Source organism: Halomicroarcula saliterrae, from assembly GCF_031624395.1.
GTDB lineage: Archaea > Halobacteriota > Halobacteria > Halobacteriales > Haloarculaceae > Haloarcula > Haloarcula saliterrae.
The window spans coordinates 479,053-499,889 of record NZ_JAMQON010000003.1 but is presented as its reverse complement, the minus strand read 5'-3'; the positions used below and the strand labels follow the sequence as shown (position 1 = coordinate 499,889).

The following is a 20,837-nucleotide window of genomic DNA, read 5'->3' as shown; positions in this document are numbered from 1 at the left end:
GAGCAGGGCGAGGGTTGAGCGAGCAGGGCGAGGGTTGAGCGAGCAGGGCGAGGGTTGAGCGAGCAGGGCGAGGGTTGAGCGAGCAGGGCGAGGGTTGAGCGAGCAGGGCGAGGGTTGAGCGAGCAGGGCGAGGGTTGAGCGAGCAGGGCGAAGCGAAACCCTCGAATCGCGAGCGGTGACTGTACGGAACCGCGAGCGGAGCGAAACCCTCGAATCGCGAGCGGTGACTGTACGGAACCGCGAGCGGAGCGAAACCCTCGAATCGCGAGCGGTGACTGTACGGAACCGCGAGCGGAGCGAAACCCTCAGCGCAGCGGGGAGCGCGACGCGTGCGGGTCGTGCGGAAGGCCGCCGAACGCGAGACGCCTCGCTACGGCATCCCGCCCAGCCCGAACGAGGACAGCAGGCTCGTCACGAGGCCGTAGACGACGAGCCCGAGCCCGCCGACCACCAGCGCGAGGCCGGCGGCCAGAATCAGGTTCTGCCACGCGACGAGTCCGATACCCGCAAACAGGACGACGACACCGGCGACGCCGGAGAGACCGAGTTTGTCCAACATACTGGTGTTCCGCCCGTCGGCCGAAAAAGGCCGTCGGTCAGTGCTCGAAGGCGGTGTCGATCGACTGTGCGGCACCGACCATCTCCGAGACGGCGTCCTGGCGGCGCAACAGCGTCATCGTGTTGCCCTCGACGTCGAAAGTGCCGTCCATGACGGATTCGGAGACGTCGAGGTCGCCGGAGAGGAGGTCGGCCCACGCGTCGTAGGGGCCACGCATGGCGAAGTCGTAGTCGGCCGACTCCTCGACGAGTGCCGTCTCGGTGCAGGCGCCGTCGGCGAGGCGCACCAGAAACTGGATGGGCGCGCCGTCGTAGCGGTCGTCGGCCCGAATTTGGAAGAGGAAGGTCGCCTCGAAGTCGGCCGCGGCGGCCGCGAACGCCTCCCGGTCGTTGATGTGGTCGCGCCACGCGACGGCCCAGTCAGCGGCGTCAGCGGGCAGCCTGAGAGTCATGCGCGGCGGTTAAACGGGCTGGAACTTGGGCCTTGCCAATCAGTGCAGCCGCTCAGCTGTGCGCACGCGGCGGTCATCGAGATGAATCCCATCGCGGGACAGCCGCCACCCCACACCGGGCGGCCCCTCGACGTGGTCGCTGAAACCGAGAACGGCGGGGAGAGCGGACACGGGTGGGAGAGCGAACAGCGGGACTGCTGTGGCGATGGCAATCGTACAAAACTTAACCCTCCCGGGGCCGAACATCCCCCTATGAGCGACAACGAGGGCCGGAAGGACCTGCGGATGCCCGACGACAGCGAGGTGTTCGCGGTCGTCACCAACATGCTCGGGGCGAATCGTGTGAAAGTGCGCTGTATGGACAGCGTCGAACGCACAGCCCGGATTCCGGGCAAGATGCAAAAGCGCATCTGGATTCGCGAAGACGACGTGGTCCTCGTCGAGCCGTGGGACTGGCAGGACGAGAAGGCCGACATCACCTGGCGCTACGAGAAGCAGGACGCCGACCAGCTGCGCGAGGAGGGTCACATCAAGGAGTAGCGCCGAATGCACCCTACCAGAGCGTCGACGGAGGCCCCGACGTGACCGACAGCGACGGCGATTTCGGACTGCTGGAGACCGACGAGGTCGACGGCGTCGGCGACGAGTGGGAGGAAATCGACGTCAGCGACACAGAGGCCGACCGTATCGCCCGCAAGCGGGACCGCGAGTTCAACGAGTTCCGCGAGCGCATCAAGGACGCCGACCAGTTCAAGGTCGAGGCCAGCGTCTTCGACGACGCCACCTACGGCGCCATCTACAAGCTCGTCCAAGACGGTCACATCGACGCCTTCGGCGGCCCCATCTCGACGGGGAAGGAGGCCAACGTCTACACCGCACTCGCCGGGGGAAGCGAGGCGTGGAGCACGTCGGAACAGGCGGGCGACGACGGCGGGGAGCCGCGGGACCGTCAGGTCGCGGTGAAGATCTACCGCATCAACGCCTCCGATTTCAAGGATATGCGGGGCTACCTCGACGGCGACCCCCGCTTCGAGGGCATCGGCTCCGACAAGAAGAAAGTCGTCACCGCGTGGGTCCGCAAGGAGTCCTCGAACCTCAAGCGCGCCCGGCGAGCCGGCGTTCGCACGCCCGAACCCATCGCCGTCGAGCGAAACGTCCTGGTGATGGAGTATCTGGGCACGGAGGAGGGGCGCGCCAAGCGCCTGAGCGAGGTCCACATCGAGAACCCCGACACGGCCTACGAGGTCGTCACGGAGTACCTCCGGCGGCTGTACGACGCCGGGCTCGTCCACGGCGACCTCTCGGAGTACAACATCGTCTTCCACGAGGGGCAGCTGTACATCATCGACCTCGGGCAGGCGGTCACGGTCCACCACCCCAACGCCGAGGAGTTCCTCGAACGGGACTGTCGCAACGTCGCGAACTTCTTCGCCCGGCAGGGCGTCGAGACGACGCCCGAGGAGCTGCTCGCGTACGTCCGCGAGTACGCGACCCCGGACGACGACGAGGACACCGCGCCGGGCAGCGACGACGACGCCGTCCCGCAGGGGACGTTCGAGGACCGCAGGGAGTGAGCGGCAGAACTGGCCAGCCACTCGCCTTTCTCAAGGTTTAATGCCCGGCCTGCGATAGCCTCCCACATGAGTACGGCAACGAAGATCGTCCTCGGGACAATCGCTGCATCCGCACTGCTCTCGGTCGCTATCATCGCGAACCTCATCGTGTTCTCTGCGTAGATGTTCACGGAGCGACCCCTCGACGGTGACCCGGCCGCGGTCCGTGACGCCTACGCGCCCGACGCCGTCGTCCTGAACAGCGCGACCGACTTCGAGACGCTGGACCCCGCCGCCGCGGAGGACCTGCTGCTCGTCACGCGGTCGGTCGACCCGCTCGCGCTGGACCCGTCGTGGGTGCCCGACAGCGCCCCGGACCAGCTCCGTCGCTACGTCGGGGGCGAGTTCACCGTCGGACTCCCCGGCGACGGCGGCGTCGCCTGGACCACCCAGACCGAGCCGGCCTGTGTCATCGTCAAACCGCGCCTCGAAACCTCGCCGGACGCCTTCGTCGACTTCCTCGTCGCCGAGGCGCTGGTGGAGGCGAGTCTGAACGAGCCCGAGCAGTTCGTCGAGTTCTTCGGTGACAGCTATCGGGACCTCGCGGCCGTCACCGACCCCGCCATCGGGGCGACGGGCACCTACCAGCTCGCCGTGGCGCTGTACGACGCCTACCTCGGGTTACAGACCCGCGAGGCGTTCGAGGGGTGGGCCGAGACGTTCCCGGCCGTCTACGCGGCGTGGGCCGACGCCGGCGAGCGGCTGGAGCCGCGGCTCTCGGAGCTCTCTGGCGAGCTCGCGCGCGGTCAGACCGACTTCGCCGCCGCCGCGGAGCTGGCCTGCAGCGCCGTCAAGCACGGGCTGGAGCTGCCCGCGCCGTTCGCGGCGCTGGACACGGCGGCCTACGCGGACCACGACGCCGACTACGCCGTCCGATGGGCCGAGAAGACGTTCGAGCAACTGGAGTGACCCCGGCGGCCGGACGGGAAAGCCGGTCCCGCGGCCCTACAACCGTTCCAGCACCGCGTCGGCGTCGTAATTGAGCGTCAGCTGGCGCGAGCGGCCCCGGCCCTCGACCTCCGTGTAGTCGGCGTCGATGATGCCGAGCTGGTCGAGCTTGTTGATTATCTCCGAGTAGCGGGTGTAGCCCAGCCCGCTCTCCTCGTTGAACGCCTCGTAGATATCGCCGGCGCGCTTCCCGTCGTGGGCCGCGATGACCTCCACCAGCGCCCGCTCGGAGTCGGAGAGCTCCTGTAATCGGCGCGAGAGGTGGACGTATTTGGACTTGTCGTAGGCCGACTCCACGTCTTCGAGTTCGACGCTCCGGGAGGCCCGCATCTCGGCGTTCATCCCCGCGCGCCGGAGCAGGTCGATTCCCACCCGCAAATCGCCGCCCTGCTGTTCGGTGAGTTCGGCCACCCGGTCGAGCACCGCGGGGCCGACGACGCCCTCGTGAAAGCCGCGCTCGACCCGCTCGTCGAGGATGTCGACGATTTCGGCCTGCCCGTACTTGTTGAAATACACTTCCTCGGGCCGGAACACCGACTGGACGCGGGTGTCTAGTTCCTCGATGACGTCGAGTTCGAGGTCCGAGGAGACACAGATGACGCCGACCCGGGCGCCGGAGTGGGCCTCGTGGGCGCGCAACAGCGAGTACAGCGTGTCGCTGGCCTCCGACTCGTAGAAGAGGTAGTTCACGTCGTCAAGCGCCACCACCAGCACCTCGTCCTCCTCGACGAGCTTGTCCGTAATCTGGGAGAAGAGCTTCTTGAAGGAGATGCCCGAGGACGGGGGTTCGTAGTCGAAGATAGCCGCGAAGAGCCGGGAGAAGACGGCGTAGCGCGTCGAGTCTACCTGGCAGTTGACCCGGACCGCCTGGACGTCCGTCTGGGCGGTCAGTTCGTCGAAGAGGATCTGGGTCGAGGTGGTCTTGCCCGTCCCGGGCGGCCCGCGCGCGATGACGTTGAGCGGACGGGACCCCCGGACGGCAGGACGGAGCGCGTACTTCAGCGTCTCCATCTGGGTCTCGCGGTGTTTGAACGTCTCCGGGACCCAGTCTATCTCGAAGACGTGCTCGTCCCTGAAGACGGACTCGTCCCACCCCAGCATTCCCTCTTCCGGGTCGTCGCTCATCACTTTCACCGAGCTTCGCAGACCACTTAACCATTTGCCACCGATAGTGAAAGTGGAACTGGCGGGCGAACGAGACGGACCATATTTCCGTCCGACGACTGAGAGGAATGTATGAGTCTCGTCGCTGAGTTCGATATCACCTGCGAACAGCTCCCGCTCGTCGGCGTCGCGTCGGCCGTGCCCGCCGGAGCGACGCTGCGGCTCCGCCTGCAGTTCAACCACGGGGAGCGGCCGCTGTTCGTCCTCTCGGTCACCGGCGCGCCGCGGGACGCGGTCGACAGGGCCCTCGACGCGGCGGTCGACGTCGGGGCGTACACGATGCTGGGCGAGGCGGGCGAGACGCTGCGGTATCAGGCGACGCCCGCGCTGAGCCTGGAGGAACAGCTCGGCGGGGCGGTCGACGACCTCTCCGCGCTGGAGGGGCTGGCCACCGCCGAGGCCCTCATCGAGCGCATCGACGTGTTGCCGACCGGCTGGCGCCAGACGGGCTGGTTCGCCGACCGCGACGCTTTCGAGCAGTTCCGGGCGTTCTGGCAGCGCAACACCGGCTTCCGGCTCCACCGGCTCACGCGGGCCGGCGAGTCGGAGCCGCCGGGCGACGGACTGACCGACCGCCAGCGCGAGGCGCTCCGGACGGCCTACGAGATGGGGTATTTCGACATCCCGCGGGGCGCGTCGCTCGCGGAGGTCGCGGCCGAGCTGGATATCGCCGCGTCCTCGGTCTCGGAGCGGTTGCGCCGTGCCCAGACCCAGCTCATCGAGGAGACGGCGGCGACGACGTGGCCGCCGCTGCCCGAGTGAGAATATAAACGGCCGCACGAATTCGAGAAGCGACTACCGGGCCCACGCCACGAGACGGTACTCCGTCATGGCACACGCACAGACCGGCAGCCGACACGAGCACACAGTACCCGACGACCTCGCCGTCGCGGCGGAGAACGTCCACGTCACGTACGACGACGGCACCGAAGCCGTCCGCGGGGTGGACCTCAGCGTCGCCGAGGGGGAGTTTTTCGGCTTTCTGGGCCCCAACGGCGCGGGGAAGACGACCACCGTCAGGACGCTGGTCACGCTGTTGCACCCGACCCGTGGGTCGGTCCGTATCAACGGCTACGACACGCGGACCGAGCCACAGGCCGTCCGCGAGTCCATCGGCTACATGGCACAGGAGACCAGCATCGACCTCGAACTCACCCCGCGGGAGAACCTCCGGGTCGCCTGTGAGATGTACGGCGTCCCGGCGGCCCAGCGGAGCGAGCGAATCGACCGGCTGCTCGACCTCGTCGACCTCCGGGACGTGGAGGCGCGGCGCGCGGAGACGTTCTCCGGCGGGATGCGAAAGCGCCTCGACACTGCCACGGTGCTGGTCCACCGGCCGCCCGTCGTCTTCCTCGACGAGCCGACGACCGGGCTCGACCCGGAGGCCCGCCGCCGGGTCTGGGACTACATCGAGCGCATCAACGACCGCGGGACGACGGTCTTTCTCACCACGCAGTATCTGGAGGAGGCCGACCGGCTGTGTGACCGGCTGGCCCTGCTGGAAGACGGGCAGGTCACCGCCCGCGGTACCCCCGACGCGCTCAAGGCGACCGCCGGCACGGCGCGGCTCGCAGTCGAACTGGCCGACGCCACGGACCGGGAGCGCCGGCGGCTCGCCGACGCGTTGCGCGCAAGCAGCGCGTTCGAGGCGGCGACCGTCGAGCGGACCGCCGAGGGGCTCGCCGTCGAGACCAGCGATGTCGACGACGTCGTACAGGAGGTGTTCGCGGCCCTCTGTGACGCCTCGGTCGGCGTCACCGGTCTCGACGTCGGCGAGCCGACGCTCGACGACGTGTTTTTCGCGCTGACCGACGGGCGCGAACCGGGCGGCGACGGGCGGTCCGACGACGCCGTCGCCCCGATGGAGGCGGGCCGATGAGCGCTGACGGCGCGGACGCGGCCGAGCCCGACCGCACGCGGCGGGCGGCCGGCAACCGCGCCGCGACCGACACGTGGGTCAGCTTCAAGCGGTGGCTCGTCAAGACCACCCGGAACCCGTTCGTGACGTTCACCTCGCTGGTCCAGCCCGTCGTCTTCTTCGTCCTGATGGCCGAGGTGCTGGGCGCTATCGCCGGCGCTGCGATAGCGCAGTCGTTCGACGCGTCGGTGTCCTACGTGACGTATCTCACACCCGCCATCGTCGTCCAGTCGGCGCTGGCGGCGGCGGCCGTCTCCGGCATCGGACTCGTCGACGACATCGAGACGGGGATGTTCGACAAGACCCGCATCTCGCCGATGCACCGCGGCGCGATGTTCGTCGGCAAACTGTGCTCCGAACTCGTGCGCATCGTCGGCCAGACGCTGCTCATCCTCCTGCTGGGGTATGGCTTCCTGACGCTCAAATCCGGCGCGACAACCGGGGTGTACCTGCGGACCGGACTGCCGGGCGTCGTCGGCGTGGTGCTCGTCGCGGTCCTCTTTGGCGGCGTGTTCGTGGCGTACTCGAACATCGTCGCCCTGCTCACCCGCGACCGCGAGGCGACCATCATGCTGGCGAACCTGCTCACCTTTCCGCTGCTGTTCGTCTCCAGCGCGTTCCTCCCGCTGACCGTCCTCCCGGACTGGATTCGGACGGTCGCCGCCGTCAACCCCGTTACCTACGCCGTCGACGCCATCCGGGCGCTCATGCTCGGCCGAGACGTCACGACCGTGGTCGAGGTGACGGCTTTCGGCGGGCTCTGGAACACCGTCGTCCCCGCGGTCGCGGTCCTCGCCGGTGTGAACCTCGTCCTCGGGGGCGTGGCCGTCCGACTGCTCGACCGCGCCTCGCGGGCCGAGGTCCAGTAGCGCGGTCCGCGCCGGTCAGAACTTCTCCAGCAGGTCCGCGTAGAACCCGTCGCCGTGCTCGGCGAGTTTCTCGACGATGAGCTCCGGCGTGGAGCGGGCGAGCTGGCCCTTCACCGGCGAGCGGTTCACCCGCAGCTCCCCGTCGACGAGCCCCTCGGCCTGGATGCCGTCGATAGTGAGGTCGGCCTCGGCGGCTTCGAGGATGTCCTCGGCGAGGTGGGAGACGAAGACCCCGGTGGCCTCCCGCTCGGTGAGCGATTCGAGGATGCCGGCGATTATCGTGGCCGCTGCGCCGGGCTCCGTGATGGATTCGAGTTCGTCGACGAGGACGAGCACCGGCCGGTCGGCGGTGACGTTCGTCACCAGTTCGCCGAACTCCCGAAGCGTCGTCTCGAACGCCCCGGCGTCCAGCGTCCCCTGTGTCTTGGCGTGGTAGTGCAACTCGGAGACGCGGCCGACGCGAGCGGCGTCGGCGGGGACGGGCAGCCCCATGTGGGCCAGCGTCGTCACGAGCGCGACCAGGTCGAGCGTCGAGGTCTTGCCACCGCTGTTGACCCCGGAGAGGACGGTGACGCCCTCGACGCTGTAGTCGATGGGCTCGACCTCGGCGAAGGGCACGTCGAGCAGCGGCGACCGGCCCCCCTCGATATCGAAGCCGCCGCGCTCGGTTATCTCGGGCATCGCGCAGTCGAAGTCGGCGGCGAAACGCGCCACGGCGAGTTCCACGTCCAGTTCCAGCGCCGCGTCGACCAGCGCCTCGGCGTCGCCCCGCATCGTCGCCAGCGTGTCGGCGATGTCGCGTTTCCGCTGGGTCGCCCGGCGGTCCCGCGTGGCCGTCAGCTCCTCGCGCAGGCGGGCGACGACGCGTTCCTCGTGTTCGACCGGATACGTGGGCTCGTCGGGGAACGCCCGGCGGGCCATCGACTCCGTGTCGCGCAGGTCGAGCGCGTCGACGAGGTGGTCCCGGGCCCGGTCGGCGGCGGCGGCGTACTCGTCGGCCAGTTCGCGGTCCAGCAGCGAGTCGACCCCCGCGCCGCGCTCGACCAGCGACAGCAGGTCAGTCCCCTCGATGGTCACGTCCCGCTCCTCGATGGCCTCCCGGAGGTGGTCGTTGGCGACGGACTCGGCCGTCGAGACCGCCGCGTCGAGGTCGTCGACGGCGGTCGAGAGCCGGTCGAGCTCGTCGTCGCCGGTGACGCTCCCGTCGGCGTCGAGCTGGTCGAGCGCTCCGGCGAGCTCGTCGAGGTCACAGGGCGCGTCGAGGCCGGCCTCGCGGTGGACCGCGATAGCGGCCCGGACCGAGTCGCGGTTCCGGGCGAAGAAGGTCAGGACGCGTTCGGGGACGACAGACGCCGGCTCGTCGAGGGCGTCGGGTTCGACGCGCACGTCCCCCTCGACGTCGACGCCGGCGAACCCCTCGTCCAGCGCCACGACGGTCGCGTACGAGCGAGCCAGCTCGGCCAGCTGGCGGGCGTCGTCGACGAGTTCGACGCTCACCTCCGGGATTGCCGACTGGGCCGCGGCGTAGCGCTCGGCGTCGCCGGTCGCCAGACAGCGGTCCCGGACCCGCACGTCGCCGGCCGCGGAGAGCGGGGCGACGCCGGACAGCACCGACCGCACCTCCGGCGCGGGCTCGCGCTCCAGCGCCCGCTCGGTGAACGCGCGCACCTCGTCGATACGGCTCCGGACGCCGCTGGGGTAGAGTGTCTCCAGTCGCTTCGCCCCGTAGTCGGTGACGGTCCGCTCCTGCAGCAAGGAGAGCCCCGCCTCGAACAGCTCCCGGGCCCGCGGCGTGGCGGCGAACCCGCCGGGGTCGTCGTGTTCCGCCCGAATCGCGCCGCGGGCGATGTGGGCGGCCCGGCCCTCGCTGACGCCGGGAGCCCGGGCGAGCGCGGCCACGTCGCCCTCGCTGAGTGCCCGCTCCGGGTCGTCGAGTTCGCGCAGCGCCTCGGCCGTCTTCGCCCCGACGCCCGGTACCGATTCGAGCTCCATCTGACGGCCCATTCGCGGCCGACGAGAAAAAACCTCGCGTCGGCTCGGGCACTGACGGCGCCGTGGACCGGGACCAGCGGCGATAGTACAGCGGCCCGCACAGATGGTTTAAGTTCACAGCCGCCCGACAGAGCGCATGCCAGGACGACCGACGAGACGCGAGTACCTGCTGTCACTGGGAGTCACCGGTGTCGCGGGGCTGGCGGGCTGTAATACGACGGAGACGGAGACAGAGCCCGGGACGGCGACCGGCGCGACGCCGTCGCGGAGCGAGACGGCGACGGAAGAACCGACCGGGACGCCCGACTCCGAGCCGGAGCCGGACCCGCCCACGGAGCAGTCGATAAGCGGCTGGCCGATGTTCGGCGCCAACCCCGCCCACACCCGAACGGCGCCCGAGGAGACGGGGCCGACCGAGAACGTCACCACGCGGTGGCAGTTCCGGGCCGACAACGTCATCCGGACGTCGCCGGCGGTCGTCGACAACACGGTTTACGTCGGGAGCTACGACGAGAACGTCTACGCGATAGACGCCGCCGACGGGGACCAGCAGTGGCGCTTCGACGCCGGTGGCGTCGTCCGCTCCTCACCCGCTGTCGTCGACGGGACCGTCTACGCGGGAAGCAGTGACCAGCACGTCTACGCCGTAGACACAGCCGACGGGAGCCAGCAGTGGCGCTTCGAGACCGACGATTCGGTCGTCTCCTCGCCGACGGTCCTCGACGGGACCGTCTACGTCGGCAGCGACGACGGGTACGTCTACGCACTCGATGCCGCCGACGGGAGCCAGCAGTGGCGCTTCGAGACCGGCGGGCGCGTACAGGCCTCGCCGGCTGTCGTCGACGACACGGTCTACGTCGGGAGCTACGACGAGAGCGTCTACGCGCTCGACACTGCCGACGGCGCCGAGCAGTGGCGCTTCGAGACCGGCCGTTTCGTGTACAGTTCGGCGACGGTGGCGGACGGCATCGTCTACGTCAGCACGACGAACGGGACCGAGGGGACGCTGCTCGCGCTGTCGACGACCGACGGCACCGAGCAGTGGCGCTTCCTGGCCAAGACGAACCGGGGGCCGACAGTCGCAGTCGCGGACGGCACCGCGTACCTCGGAACCACGCACAACGACATCTTCGCCCTCGACGCCGCCACCGCCGTCGAGCAGTGGCGGTACCGGCCGGGCGACTGGCTCGAAGCCGAGCTCACCGTCGTCGACGGCACTGTTTACGCCGGCTGTGGCGACGGGACGGTCCGCGCGCTGGACACCGCCGACGGCAGCGAGCAGTGGGTCGTCGACACGGGGAACCTGATACGGTCGCCGCCGGCAGTGGTCGACGGCACCGTCTACGTCGGGAACTACGACGACACCGTGTACGCCATCTCGGAGGAGTAGTCCCGTACTGCCGGCTGTAAGCTCGTAAAGATATTCGCCGCCCCGGGGTGGCGAATTCCGTCAGTCTGTTGCAGCCGGCGGTCTCAGTCGTCGCCGACGGCCCGCTTCTCGCCGGCCGCGTCGACCGACGCCTCGACCGCGCTCGCGAGCGTCTCGGCGATGTCGCTGTAGGCCGCGGCGACGGCCGACTTCGGCGCGGTGGTGACGACCGGCTCGTCGCCGACGACCTCGGGGGCGTCGGGCACTGCGCCGAGCCGGTCCACTCCCAGTGTACGGGTGGCCGCACTCACCGCGGCCGCGTCGCCGCGCGTGACGACCACGCCGAGGACGTGCCCGTCGACCGTCTCGACCATCGACCGGCTCTTGCCCGTGTCCGTCACCGCCGTCTCGTCGGGCGTCGTCACGAGCACGGTGTCGTCGGCCAGCCCACACGCGACCATCGCCTCGTGGTCCACGCCGGCCCCCGTGTCGACGATGACGATTTCGAACGCCGTCCGGAGCCGTTTGATGACCTGTCCCAACCCCGCCGGGTCGGCGTCCCGCAAGCTGTCGATGGCGTCCGACCCGGGCAGGACGGCGACCTTCCCGTCGGTGTTGATGGCCGCTTCCAGCGTCGCCCGCCCGGCCAGCACGTCGTGCAGCGTCGGTTCGTGGTCGACCCCGACCATCCGCCCGAGGTTCGTCATCGCGAGGTCGACGTCGACCACGACCACGTCGTACCCACGCGCCGTTAGCTCACACGCCGTGTTCACGACCGTCGTCGTCTTCCCGACGCCGCCTTTCCCGCTCGCGACCGCGAAACAGTGACCCCGCATCTGCGCTTTATTTCACGCTACGTGTGCTTAAATCCCGAGTATGACAGAGGCAAGACACGGGTCAGCGGAGCGTCAGCTCCGACGCGAAGGCGTTTTGCCCGTCCGCCCAGTATGCCCGCCCATGTCCGCTGTCGCCGAGACCGTCGCCGCCGTTCGGGACGACCTGGCCGAGAGAGACGGCGTCCTCGTCGCCTTCTCCGGGGGCGTCGACTCCAGTGTGGTGGCGGCGCTGGCCCACGACGCGCTCGGCGACGACGCCGTCGCCTGTACCGCCAAGTCGGAGACGCTACCGGCCGAAGAACTCGACGACGCCGTCCGCGTCGCCGAGGAGATCGGCATCCGCCACGAACTGGTGGAGTTCTCCGAACTCGACAGCGACGAGTTCGTGGCCAACGACGAGCAGCGGTGCTATCACTGCCGCTCGATGCGGCTGGGCGCGATGTACGACCGGGCCCGGGAGCTCGGTATCGACGTGGTCTGTGACGGCACCAACGCCTCCGACGCGGGCGAGGGCCACCGGCCCGGCCTGCGCGCCGTCGAGGAACTGAACGCCTACTCCCCGCTGCTGGAACACGGCATCGAGAAGGCGCAGGTCCGGGAGATCGCCCGCGAGTACGACCTCTCCGTGGCCGACAAGCCCTCGATGGCCTGCCTCTCCTCGCGCATCCCGACCGGGCTGGACGTGACCGAGGAACGCCTCTCCCGCGTGGAGAAGGCCGAGCGCCTCCTCCGCACGTGGGGGTTCGAGCAGTTCCGGGTCCGGGACCACGACGGGCTGGCGCGCATCGAAGTGGGCGAGGCGGAACTCGACGCCGCGCTCGACCCCGACTTCGTCCGGGCCGCCCGGGACCACGTCGGCGACTGCGGCTTCGACCACGTGACGCTCGACCTGCACGGCTATCGGACCGGCAGTGTGAGCCCCGAGGACGAGGAGTCGGGCGAGGACGTGGTGGCCGACGTGTTCGGCCAGGACTACCCGAGCGCGGAGTGACGGCGGCCGTCGTCGAGCTTAGCTGACGACGCCGACGACGACGGCGGTGAGGACCAGATTGACCAGCGACAGCACGAGCATCCCCTTCCAGCCGATCTCGATGAGCTGGTCGATTCTGACCCGCGGCACCGCCGACCGCGCCCACTGCGTGAACAGGAAGACGCCCCAGATTTTGGCGAGAAACCAGAGGAGCCCCAGACTCTCCGGGCCCGGCCCGGCGGCGCCGCCCAGGAAGAGGGTCGCGACGATGGCGCCGCCCAGAAAGATGTGGATGAACTCGCCCATGTAGATGAGCACGAAGTACACCGAGGAGTACTCGGTCTGGTAGCCCGCGACGATTTCGGTCGGCGCTTCGGGGATGTCGAAGGGGTTGCGGCCCACTTCGGCGAGGTTCGCGACCATGAACAGGACGAACGCGAACGGGTTGACGAGAGCGTACCACGACGGAACCGTCACGCCGGCGACGGCGACCAGGGGCTGTTGCTGTGTGGCGACAATATCGCTCATCCGGAGCGAGCCGGTAAAGAGGACCACCGACGCCCCGGTGAGCACGAGCGGAATCTCGTAGGCGATGTTCTGGGCGACCGCGCGGAGCCCGCCGAGAAACGAGTACTTGTTGTTCGAGGCGTAGCCACACAGCAGGAGGCCGAGCGTGGCTATCGAGGCGACGGCGAAGACGTACGCCAGCCCGACCTCGGGGTCGGCGAGTTGCAGGGTGACGCCGAACAGCGACCCCATCGGGATGACGGCGAAGCCGAGAATCGCGGAGAACGCCACGAGCAGCGGGCCGAGGTCGTACGCCGGGCGGTCGACCCCCTCGGGGACGACGAGTTCCTTGCTGAGCAGCCGAAAGATGTCGGCGACGATGATGAGGGTGCCGTACGGCCCCGTCCGGTTCGGCGCGATACGGTCGGTGAAGGCCGCCGTCACCTTCCGCTTGGCCCAGATGACGACGGCCGCCGACGTGAGCGGGACGAACGAGACGAGCGCGGCCGCGAGGAGCGCTGCGACGGCGAACTCGGCGCGCGTGGGCGGGCCGCCGAACAGCGCTCGCGCGACCGCCTCCGGCAACAGGGTGGTCAGCGGGAACACGAGCGGGAGTACGGCCGGCGGGATTAGGCGGCTTCTGCGGGAGATATTCGGCCATTTATATCAGGTGCTCCCGAACGCCGCCGCATGAAGTACCTGCGGGTGACCGTCAGGCCGACCGAGCGCGACATCCACCCCGTGCACACGCTGATGACCGAACGGGAGTTCGTCGAGCGGGTGCAGACGCTGCACTGGAACCTCGCGGACCTCGACCTGCCGGCGCTGTTCTTCCTCGTCGAGGGGGACGCCGACCGGTTCGCGGAGGCGCTGGCCGCCACCGACGCCGTCGAGTCGTTCGGCGTCACGCCGATAGACGACGAGCGGTTCTACTGCTACAGTCAGGGCGAGACGACCGACGTCGAGCGCGCCCTCTACACGACGTTCACGCGGGACGGACTGGTCGTCCTCCCGCCGCTGACCTACGACGACGCGGGCGGCGTCACCTTCGACGTCGTCGGCGAGCCCGACGAACTCCGCACGGCGCTCGCCGGCATCCCGACGGGAATCGACGTCGATATCGAACGCGTCGGCGAGTACGACACGGACCGGCAGAGCGCCGCCGCGGCGCTGACCGAGCGCCAGCGGGAGGCCGTCGACGCCGCGAAGCGGCTGGGCTATTACGCCGTCCCCCGCGAGGCGACGGTCGCCGACGTGGCCGCGGAGCTGTCGTGTGCACACAGTACGGCGGCCGAACACCTACAGAAAGCGGAGGCTCGGCTCGTCGAAGCGGTGCTGTGACCGATAGCGACGGCGACGCAGTCGGTGTGTGAACCGTTTCAGTCGGTGCGACGGCGCCACGCCGTGACGCCTTCGGCCACCAGTTCCCCGCCGTCCCCGTCCAGCCGTATCTCGGTCACCGAGCAGTTCGGCGGCGAGTGCGCCGTCATCGCCGCCGCCCGGGAGCGCTCGGTGACGGCCGACAGCGCCCACTTGACGACGCCGCCGTGGGTCACGAGCAACACGGTCTCGTCGGGGTCGGCCGCCGCCCGCAAATCGGCCCACGCCGCCTCGACACGGGCGCAGAACGCGTCGGGACCCTCCGCGTCTTCGGGCGCGGCGTCCAGCGCGGAGACGCTGGCGCTCGGGTCGTGGTCGGGGTGGCGCTCGAACAACTCCGTGGCCAGAAACCCCTGGTAGACGCCGAAGCCGCGTTCGCGCCACGCTCGGTCGAACGCCGGCTCGGGGAGTCCGTCGCCGGCCTCGCGGATGCGGGCGGTCGTCTCGCGGGTCCGCCGGAGGTCCGAGGCGAGGACGCGGTCCACGTCGTACTCGTCGGTGAGCCACGCGCCCAGCGCACGGGCCTGTTCGTGACCGCGGTCGGTCAGTTCCGTCGGCGCCCACCCCTGGACCCGTCCCTCGCGGTTCCAGTGGGTCTCGCCGTGACGGGCCAGCAGCAGCGTCGTCATTCTCCGCTGGCCCCGCGTCGCCGGGCGACGAACAGCCCCGCCTCGAAGACGATGAGCAGCGCCACGGCGACCCCGGCGGCGGCGGTCGCCGGCAGGCCGAACTGGTCGACCAGTCGGAACAGCGTCGGGTCCGGCGTCGAGAGGTAGCCGACGACGATGGCGACCGTCCAGACGGGCAGGCGCGCCCGGCGGAGGGCGTTCCATAGCTTCCGGCTGCCGTAGTAGTTCTTGTTACCGTAGGCCGTCAGCTCGAACAGCGCGATGATACCCCCGCCGACGAGTATCGACGGCGCGAACCCGATTTCGGCGAGGGGGCCGGTGAGCGCCGCCGGCAACTCGCCGTAGTAGCCCGTCGGCACCGGGAGGGGGCTGAGGACGTAGCCGACCAGCCCGAAGAGGAGGTAGGCGTAGGGCCGCCGGTTCGCGAGGTCCTCGCTCGCCGGGACGGGCGAACTGGTCCCCGTCCACTTCAGCAGGAGCAGGGTCCCCTCGAACAGGCCGATCATCGTCACCGCGACCATCAGCGGCGCCATCCCGGTCGGGTCGGGGCTAAAGACGAAGGCGATGGCCGCGAAGGCGCCCCAGAAGTAGAGCCGCCGTTCGACCAGCCACCGGCGGGTCGTGATACCCATCATGATGGCGAGCATCACGAACAGCGGAATCTGGAAGATGAGGGCGAAAAAGCCCAGCATCAGGATGATGAGGTTGAACGTGTCGCCGAGCCCGAACGCGAGCTCCGCGGCGCGGTCGGAGTAGGTGATGAAGTAGTCGAACATCGCCCGCAGCACGATGAAGTACGCGAAGGCGACGCCGACGGCCGCGAGCACCAGACTCGTGGGCACGGCGGCGAGATAGTAGCGACGCTCGCGGGGGTACAGCCCCGGCCGCATGAACAGGTACGTCTCGTAGACGAAGACGGGCAGCCCGACGACGAGGCCCACCAGCGACGCGACTTTCAGCCGGGCGATGACGAGCGCCAGCGGGCTGTAGACGTGGGGGCAGTCGGCGCCCGACGGCCCGACGGCCTGACCGCTCTCGCCGGCGCCGATGGCGATCTGGCCACACGCCTCCGCGGGGCCGTCGAGGAACGAGTACCAGAGGAAGTTGATGAGACTGTCCGAGACCGGGAGCGCGAGGACGGCGACCCCGGCCATCATGGCCAGGACGATGAACAGCCGCGTGGCCATCTCCTCGACGTGGTCGGCCAGGGGCATCTCCTCGTCGTCGGGCGCGCCGGTGACCGCGTCGTCGGGTGTCGGTTGGTGGGTGGTGGCGGCCGACCCGGCACTGCTCGCCGGCGTCGGCGTGCCGGGCGGCTCCAGACTCGGGTAGACGTCGCTCTGGCGCCGTGGTACGTCCCAGTCGCCGGAGCGGTCGTCGCCGTCGGTACCGTCCACCATCTGGGACGGGTTTAGCGGGAGGTCGTTGTAAACTTTCTTTTCGAGCGAGGGGGTCGCGGGCGCGGGTGATGAACAAATTGATAACGATAAGTCGGCTACCCTCAGGGGAGATGTCGAGTGCCATCGACGAGGACACCGTTCGGACGGTCCAGAGCGGCCGTGAGACGCTCGGTGCGATGCTGGGCGCCGCACAGTCGAATCTCCAGAAGGTGTTCATCGTCTTCGTCGCCGGGATGATAGGGACCATTCTGGCGCTGCAGTACGGGGTCTGGGACCGGCTGCGCACGGACCTGCTGTACTCGCAGATGGACCTGACGACCCAGCAGGCGACGAGCATCGTCGCCATCACGCCCTTCGACGTCATCCTCCTGCAGGTGAAAATCGGGGCCGTCATCGGGATTCTGCTGTCGCTGCCCCTGCTCGTCTACTTCGGCCGGGACGGGCTGCGCCGGCGGGGCTGGTGGCCCGCCCAGCACATCCCCGCCTGGAAGGGCGCGCTGTTCGTCGTAATCAGTCTGGGGCTGTTCGCCGTCGGCGCCGGCTACGCCTACGAGCTGTTTTTCCCCATCATGTTCAACTTCCTCGCCGGCAACGCCAGCGCCGCGGGGTTCTCGCCGCAGTACTCCATCGTCAAGTGGTTCCAGTTCGTCTTCCTGCTGACGGTCTCCTTCGGCCTCGCGGCACAGCTACCCCTGATGATGACGATACTCTCCTACACCGGTATCGTCCCCTACGAGACCTTCCGGGAGAAGTGGCGCTGGGCCGTCGTCGCCATCTTCGTCTTCGGCGCGCTGTTCTCGCCGCCGGACCCGTTCACCCAGATCATGTGGGCCCTGCCGCTGTGTGGGCTCTACGCCATCAGCCTCGCGCTCTCGAAGCTCGCGGTGACTATCAAGCGCTCGGGCGAGCTCGTCAGCACCCGCCGGGTCGCCCGCGAGCGGTGGAACGTCGTCCTCGGCGCCGCCGTCGCGGCCGGCGGCGCGGCGTACTTCCTGCTGACCTCCGCCGCGTTTCGCTACATCCAGGCGGCCGAGGCCTACGTCGCCCCCTACTCCGGGAGTATCAAGGGGAACCTCGCCCGCCCCGCGCTCTTCGGGCTCTCGACGGGCGAAACCGCAGCGCTGTTCGGCGTCGCCGTCGGCTCGCTCGCGGCGCTGCTCGCGCTGTACTACTACGTGTTGCAGGCGCTCGAAGAGAGCGCGGTGCCGGCCGGCCGACAGCACGGCGACCCGACGGCCATCGACATCGACGAGCTGAGCGCCTCGGCGATCGGCGTCGCGCCCGAGGAAGCCTTCGAGGTGATGACCGAGGAGGAGGCGCTGGGCCACGCCGACCGCGCGCTCTCGAACGACGACCAGGAGAAGGCCCAGGCCATCCTCGACCGCTGGGACGCGGTCCACGAGGACGGCGGCCCCGAGACCGCGACCGACGACGGCGGTGAGACGGCCGCGACCGAGGCGGACGACGGCGGCATCCTCGCCTCGACTACCGCCGGGATGGCAGACGCCTTCACCGAGGAGGAGACCACCGAGGACGACATCGGCGGCTACTACTACGACATCCGCTTCATCCTCGACTCCCTCCTGTCGAAGGCGTTCTGGATAATGGGCATCTTCGGTGCCGTTCTCGCCGGCGTCTTCCTCTTTCTCTACCAGGGCGGTATCGGGGCGATCCGGGAGGTGTTCGTCGGCCGCCTCCCCGAGGGGATGCGGGCCGGCGTGAACATCGTGACCCTGCATCCGGTCGAACACCTCGTCTTCATCGTGAAGTTCTCGACCATCATCGGGGCCGTCTCGGTGGTGCCGCTCGTGGCCTACTTCGCGTGGCCGGCGATGAAAGACCGCGGGCTCGTCGGCGGGGACCGGAAGATACTGCTGGTCTGGGGCGGGTCGCTCTTTGGCGCGCTCATCGTCGGCAGCCTCGTCGGCTTCCTCTACGTCGCGCCGGTGACCATCTCGGCCATCGCCCGCGACCAGTTGCAGGCCAACATGGTCATCTCCTACCGCATCAGTAGCTTCGGCTGGCTCGTGTTCTTCCTCACCGTCGGTATCGGACTGCTCGCGGAGATACCGATCACGATGTTCCTGTTCCACCGCGGCGGCATCGTCCCCTTCTCGGTGATGTTCGAGCGCTGGCGCGAGGTCGTCATCGCCATCGTCGCCCTATCGGCGATTCTCTCCCCGAAGGGCATCTTCACGATGTTCCTCGTCGGCATCCCCGTCTCGCTGGCGTACCTGTTCGGGCTCGCCATTCTGTGGGTGTACACGCTGGGCGGGCGCCGGACACCCAAGAGCCGGGGCGAGCCGGCGGATTAGGACCGAGACGACCGATTTAAGCCCGCAGACGATATGCTCCGGATATGCCCAAGATAAGCGTCGAAGTGCCCGCCGAACTCCTCGACGACCTCGACGACCACGTCGGCGAGGACGGGAAGTTCGTCAACCGCAGCGAGGCCATCCGGGCCTCCATCCGCAAGACGCTCGACGTGCTCGACGACATCGACGAGCGGCAGGGACGGCTCGATGACGAGCAGTGAGGACCCGCTGCGGGTGGGGCTCGTCGCGCTCTTTATCACGGCGCTGGTGGTCGCACAGGTCACCGCCTCGAAGCTGCTCGCGTTTTCGCTGCCAGTCTCGCTCCCGGTGGCCGGCGAGACGCTGATTCTGCCCGGCGCGGCGTTGGCGTACGCGCTCACGTTCTTCGCGTCGGACTGCTACGCGGAACTGTACGGGCGACGGGCCGCGACGGCGGTCGTCAACGTCGGTTTCGCGATGAACTTCGTCCTGCTGGCGCTCGTGTGGAGCACTATCCTCGCGCCGGGGCTGCCGGGACAGGAGATCGACCCGGCCGCCTTCCGCTCGGTGCTGGGCGCGAGCACCGCCATCGTGGTCGCCAGCCTCGCCGCCTACCTCGTCAGCCAGAACCTCGACGTGTTCCTCTTCCACGCGCTGGGCGAGGCGACGGGCGGCGACCACCTCTGGCTGCGCAACGTCGGCTCGACGGCGACCAGCCAGCTGGTCGATACGGCCATCTTCATCGGCGTGGGGTTCGTGCTCCTGCAGGGGCTCTCGCTCCCGGCGGCGCTGTCGCTCGCCGTCGGTCAGTACCTGCTGAAACTCGCTATCGCGCTGGTGGACACCCCCTTCGTCTACGCCGTCGTCGCGTTCGCTCGTGGCCGGGAACAGGCCGCCAAGCCGACGCCCTGGTAAGCGAGGTTGGGGAGACGCCTCGAAGCGGAACGGCGAAAGCGCGGCGCTACGCGCCTCGATGGCGAGCGGTGGACCGCGAGCCTGCAGGGAACCACAGAGTAGGGGCTTCTCAGCACGGCTCTCGACCGCTGCTCTCCGGCTCGCTTCGCTCGCCGGTTCGCTACGAGGGCTTCGCTTTCGCTCAGTCCCTCGCCGGCTGCGCGAACGCGAAGCGGGGTTTCACGTCGTCGACGCGCACGTCGAGCGTTTCGCCCTCCTCAACGCCGCTGACGAAGACGGTGAAGCCCTCGACCTTCGCGATACCGTCGCCCTCCTCGCCCATATCGTCGATGGTCACCTCGACCACGTCGCCTTCCCGGACCGGTGCGGTGAGTCGGTGTTTCGCGACGAGATACAGCTCCGAAGAGGAGTCCCGCGAGGCGTCCGGGCGGACCTCGCGGACGTACTCGAACTCGGGTTCGATGTCGGCTTTCAGGTCCTGCAGGTCCTGCCCGTCGAACACCTTCGCGGCGAAGTCCCCGCCCGAGTCGAGCAGGTCGGTCGCGACCTCGAAAGCCTGCCGGACCAGGTGGACCGAGCGGGCGTGGTCGAGGTCGTAGTCGCCGCTCATGTTCGGCGCCATGTCCGAGACGACCACGTCGACCGGGCCGCCCCGCGCATCGGTGGTGCCGCCGACAGCGTCGCGGACTTTCTCCTTGGTACGCTCCTCGGTCATGTCCCCGCGGACGTACTCGACGGTCGGCTCCGGGTCCTCCAGATGCTCGATGCGCTGGCGGTCGACGCCGACGACGGTCCCGCGCTCGCCCACGCGCTCGGCGGCGACCTGCAGCCAACCGCCGGGGGCCGCGCCGAGGTCGACGACAGTTCGACCCTCGCCAAGGAGGCCAGCCGTCTCGTCCAGTTGCTGGAGCTTGTACGCCGAGCGGGCGCGGTAGCCCTGCTGTTTGGCCTTGTTGTAGTACTCGTCTTTACCGGACATCTCAGCGCACCTCTCGTGGGTCGCGCGTAGAATCGCTCATACAC

Annotated in this window: 22 protein-coding genes; 13 read left to right on the top strand and 9 right to left on the bottom strand. The window is 69.1% G+C overall.

The window, feature by feature from the left end:
- Nucleotides 1-370: 370 nt before the first annotated feature.
- Both NDI56_RS13785 and NDI56_RS13780 read right to left on the bottom strand, forming a co-directional pair.
- Nucleotides 371-559 carry a DUF7470 family protein gene (locus NDI56_RS13785; RefSeq protein ID WP_310920121.1) on the bottom strand — a complete coding sequence of 63 codons (189 nt, stop codon included), beginning with the start codon at nucleotides 557-559 and terminating at the stop codon, nucleotides 371-373.
- Nucleotides 560-596: 37 nt separating this feature from the next.
- Entirely contained in the window at nucleotides 597-1,010 is a 414-nt protein-coding gene (locus NDI56_RS13780; RefSeq protein ID WP_310920120.1) for an SCP2 sterol-binding domain-containing protein, read from the bottom strand.
- A 252-nt stretch (nucleotides 1,011-1,262) separates the two neighbouring features.
- Between NDI56_RS13780 and eif1A the strand changes: the two genes are divergently transcribed.
- The 4 genes from eif1A to NDI56_RS13765 all read left to right on the top strand — a co-directional run bounded on the left by eif1A (nucleotide 1,263) and on the right by NDI56_RS13765 (nucleotide 3,532).
- Nucleotides 1,263-1,550: a translation initiation factor eIF-1A gene (gene eif1A / locus NDI56_RS13775; RefSeq protein WP_310920119.1), complete on the top strand. Its 288-nt coding sequence runs from the start codon at nucleotides 1,263-1,265 to the stop codon at nucleotides 1,548-1,550.
- A gap of 41 nt (nucleotides 1,551-1,591) precedes the next feature.
- Entirely contained in the window at nucleotides 1,592-2,584 is a 993-nt protein-coding gene (gene rio1 / locus NDI56_RS13770; protein ID WP_310920118.1) for a serine/threonine-protein kinase Rio1, read from the top strand.
- Nucleotides 2,585-2,650: 66 nt separating this feature from the next.
- The gene (locus NDI56_RS21865; RefSeq protein WP_470303412.1) at nucleotides 2,651-2,746 is read left to right on the top strand and encodes a hypothetical protein; all 96 of its coding nucleotides are present in this window, start codon (nucleotides 2,651-2,653) and stop codon (nucleotides 2,744-2,746) included.
- Entirely contained in the window at nucleotides 2,747-3,532 is a 786-nt protein-coding gene (locus NDI56_RS13765; protein WP_310920117.1) for a DUF7089 family protein, read from the top strand. It abuts the gene before it with no gap.
- A 36-nt stretch (nucleotides 3,533-3,568) separates the two neighbouring features.
- On the opposite strand, the gene NDI56_RS13760 is transcribed toward NDI56_RS13765, so the two are convergent.
- On the bottom strand, nucleotides 3,569-4,696 hold the full coding sequence (locus NDI56_RS13760; RefSeq protein ID WP_310920116.1) for an ORC1-type DNA replication protein: 1,128 nt from the start codon (nucleotides 4,694-4,696) through the stop codon (nucleotides 3,569-3,571).
- A 111-nt stretch (nucleotides 4,697-4,807) separates the two neighbouring features.
- Here NDI56_RS13760 and NDI56_RS13755 point away from each other — a divergent pair, with 111 nt between their 5' ends.
- The 3 genes from NDI56_RS13755 (at nucleotide 4,808) to NDI56_RS13745 (ending at nucleotide 7,522) form a co-directional block, all read left to right on the top strand.
- Nucleotides 4,808-5,497, top strand: a complete 690-nt coding sequence (locus NDI56_RS13755; protein WP_310920114.1) for a helix-turn-helix domain-containing protein — start codon at nucleotides 4,808-4,810, stop codon at nucleotides 5,495-5,497.
- 67 nt (nucleotides 5,498-5,564) lie between these two features.
- Complete coding sequence (locus NDI56_RS13750) at nucleotides 5,565-6,614, top strand: ABC transporter ATP-binding protein (RefSeq protein WP_310920113.1); 1,050 nt, start codon at nucleotides 5,565-5,567, stop codon at nucleotides 6,612-6,614.
- Complete coding sequence (locus tag NDI56_RS13745; RefSeq protein WP_310920112.1) at nucleotides 6,611-7,522, top strand: ABC transporter permease; 912 nt, start codon at nucleotides 6,611-6,613, stop codon at nucleotides 7,520-7,522. Before NDI56_RS13750 ends, NDI56_RS13745 begins: the two co-directional genes overlap by 4 nt.
- A gap of 15 nt (nucleotides 7,523-7,537) precedes the next feature.
- On the opposite strand, the gene NDI56_RS13740 is transcribed toward NDI56_RS13745, so the two are convergent.
- Nucleotides 7,538-9,514, bottom strand: a complete 1,977-nt coding sequence (locus tag NDI56_RS13740) for a MutS-related protein (protein ID WP_310920111.1) — start codon at nucleotides 9,512-9,514, stop codon at nucleotides 7,538-7,540.
- A gap of 136 nt (nucleotides 9,515-9,650) precedes the next feature.
- Here NDI56_RS13740 and NDI56_RS13735 point away from each other — a divergent pair, with 136 nt between their 5' ends.
- The gene (locus NDI56_RS13735; RefSeq protein WP_310920109.1) at nucleotides 9,651-10,904 is read left to right on the top strand and encodes an outer membrane protein assembly factor BamB family protein; all 1,254 of its coding nucleotides are present in this window, start codon (nucleotides 9,651-9,653) and stop codon (nucleotides 10,902-10,904) included.
- 83 nt (nucleotides 10,905-10,987) lie between these two features.
- Here NDI56_RS13735 and NDI56_RS13730 read toward each other — a convergent pair whose 3' ends face one another.
- Nucleotides 10,988-11,719, bottom strand: a complete 732-nt coding sequence (locus NDI56_RS13730; RefSeq protein ID WP_310920108.1) for a P-loop NTPase — start codon at nucleotides 11,717-11,719, stop codon at nucleotides 10,988-10,990.
- A gap of 121 nt (nucleotides 11,720-11,840) precedes the next feature.
- Here NDI56_RS13730 and larE point away from each other — a divergent pair, with 121 nt between their 5' ends.
- Nucleotides 11,841-12,710 (top strand): ATP-dependent sacrificial sulfur transferase LarE, encoded by an 870-nt coding sequence (gene larE / locus NDI56_RS13725; RefSeq protein WP_310920107.1) that lies wholly within the window; start codon nucleotides 11,841-11,843, stop codon nucleotides 12,708-12,710.
- Nucleotides 12,711-12,728: 18 nt separating this feature from the next.
- On the opposite strand, the gene NDI56_RS13720 is transcribed toward larE, so the two are convergent.
- Nucleotides 12,729-13,802 (bottom strand): complex I subunit 1/NuoH family protein, encoded by a 1,074-nt coding sequence (locus NDI56_RS13720; protein ID WP_417936018.1) that lies wholly within the window; start codon nucleotides 13,800-13,802, stop codon nucleotides 12,729-12,731.
- A gap of 84 nt (nucleotides 13,803-13,886) precedes the next feature.
- Here NDI56_RS13720 and NDI56_RS13715 point away from each other — a divergent pair, with 84 nt between their 5' ends.
- Nucleotides 13,887-14,537 carry a helix-turn-helix domain-containing protein gene (locus NDI56_RS13715; protein WP_310920106.1) on the top strand — a complete coding sequence of 217 codons (651 nt, stop codon included), beginning with the start codon at nucleotides 13,887-13,889 and terminating at the stop codon, nucleotides 14,535-14,537.
- A 38-nt stretch (nucleotides 14,538-14,575) separates the two neighbouring features.
- Here NDI56_RS13715 and NDI56_RS13710 read toward each other — a convergent pair whose 3' ends face one another.
- Nucleotides 14,576-15,205: a histidine phosphatase family protein gene (locus NDI56_RS13710; RefSeq protein WP_310920105.1), complete on the bottom strand. Its 630-nt coding sequence runs from the start codon at nucleotides 15,203-15,205 to the stop codon at nucleotides 14,576-14,578.
- Complete coding sequence (gene tatC / locus NDI56_RS13705; RefSeq protein WP_310920104.1) at nucleotides 15,202-16,605, bottom strand: twin-arginine translocase subunit TatC; 1,404 nt, start codon at nucleotides 16,603-16,605, stop codon at nucleotides 15,202-15,204. Before tatC ends, NDI56_RS13710 begins: the two co-directional genes overlap by 4 nt.
- A gap of 110 nt (nucleotides 16,606-16,715) precedes the next feature.
- Here tatC and NDI56_RS13700 point away from each other — a divergent pair, with 110 nt between their 5' ends.
- The 3 genes from NDI56_RS13700 to NDI56_RS13690 are packed head-to-tail and all read left to right on the top strand — an operon-like array spanning nucleotide 16,716 to nucleotide 19,814.
- Nucleotides 16,716-18,920 carry a twin-arginine translocase subunit TatC gene (locus tag NDI56_RS13700; protein ID WP_310920103.1) on the top strand — a complete coding sequence of 735 codons (2,205 nt, stop codon included), beginning with the start codon at nucleotides 16,716-16,718 and terminating at the stop codon, nucleotides 18,918-18,920.
- 44 nt (nucleotides 18,921-18,964) lie between these two features.
- Nucleotides 18,965-19,141, top strand: a complete 177-nt coding sequence (locus NDI56_RS13695) for a ribbon-helix-helix domain-containing protein (protein WP_310920102.1) — start codon at nucleotides 18,965-18,967, stop codon at nucleotides 19,139-19,141.
- Nucleotides 19,128-19,814: a queuosine precursor transporter gene (locus tag NDI56_RS13690; RefSeq protein WP_310920101.1), complete on the top strand. Its 687-nt coding sequence runs from the start codon at nucleotides 19,128-19,130 to the stop codon at nucleotides 19,812-19,814. The genes NDI56_RS13695 and NDI56_RS13690 overlap by 14 nt, the downstream gene beginning before the upstream one ends.
- A 181-nt stretch (nucleotides 19,815-19,995) precedes the next feature.
- Here the strand turns inward: NDI56_RS13690 and NDI56_RS13685 are convergent, their stop codons facing one another.
- Nucleotides 19,996-20,793, bottom strand: coding sequence for a 23S rRNA (uridine(2552)-2'-O)-methyltransferase (locus NDI56_RS13685; protein ID WP_310920100.1), 798 nt, complete (start codon nucleotides 20,791-20,793; stop codon nucleotides 19,996-19,998).
- Nucleotides 20,794-20,837: the final 44 nt, after the last annotated feature.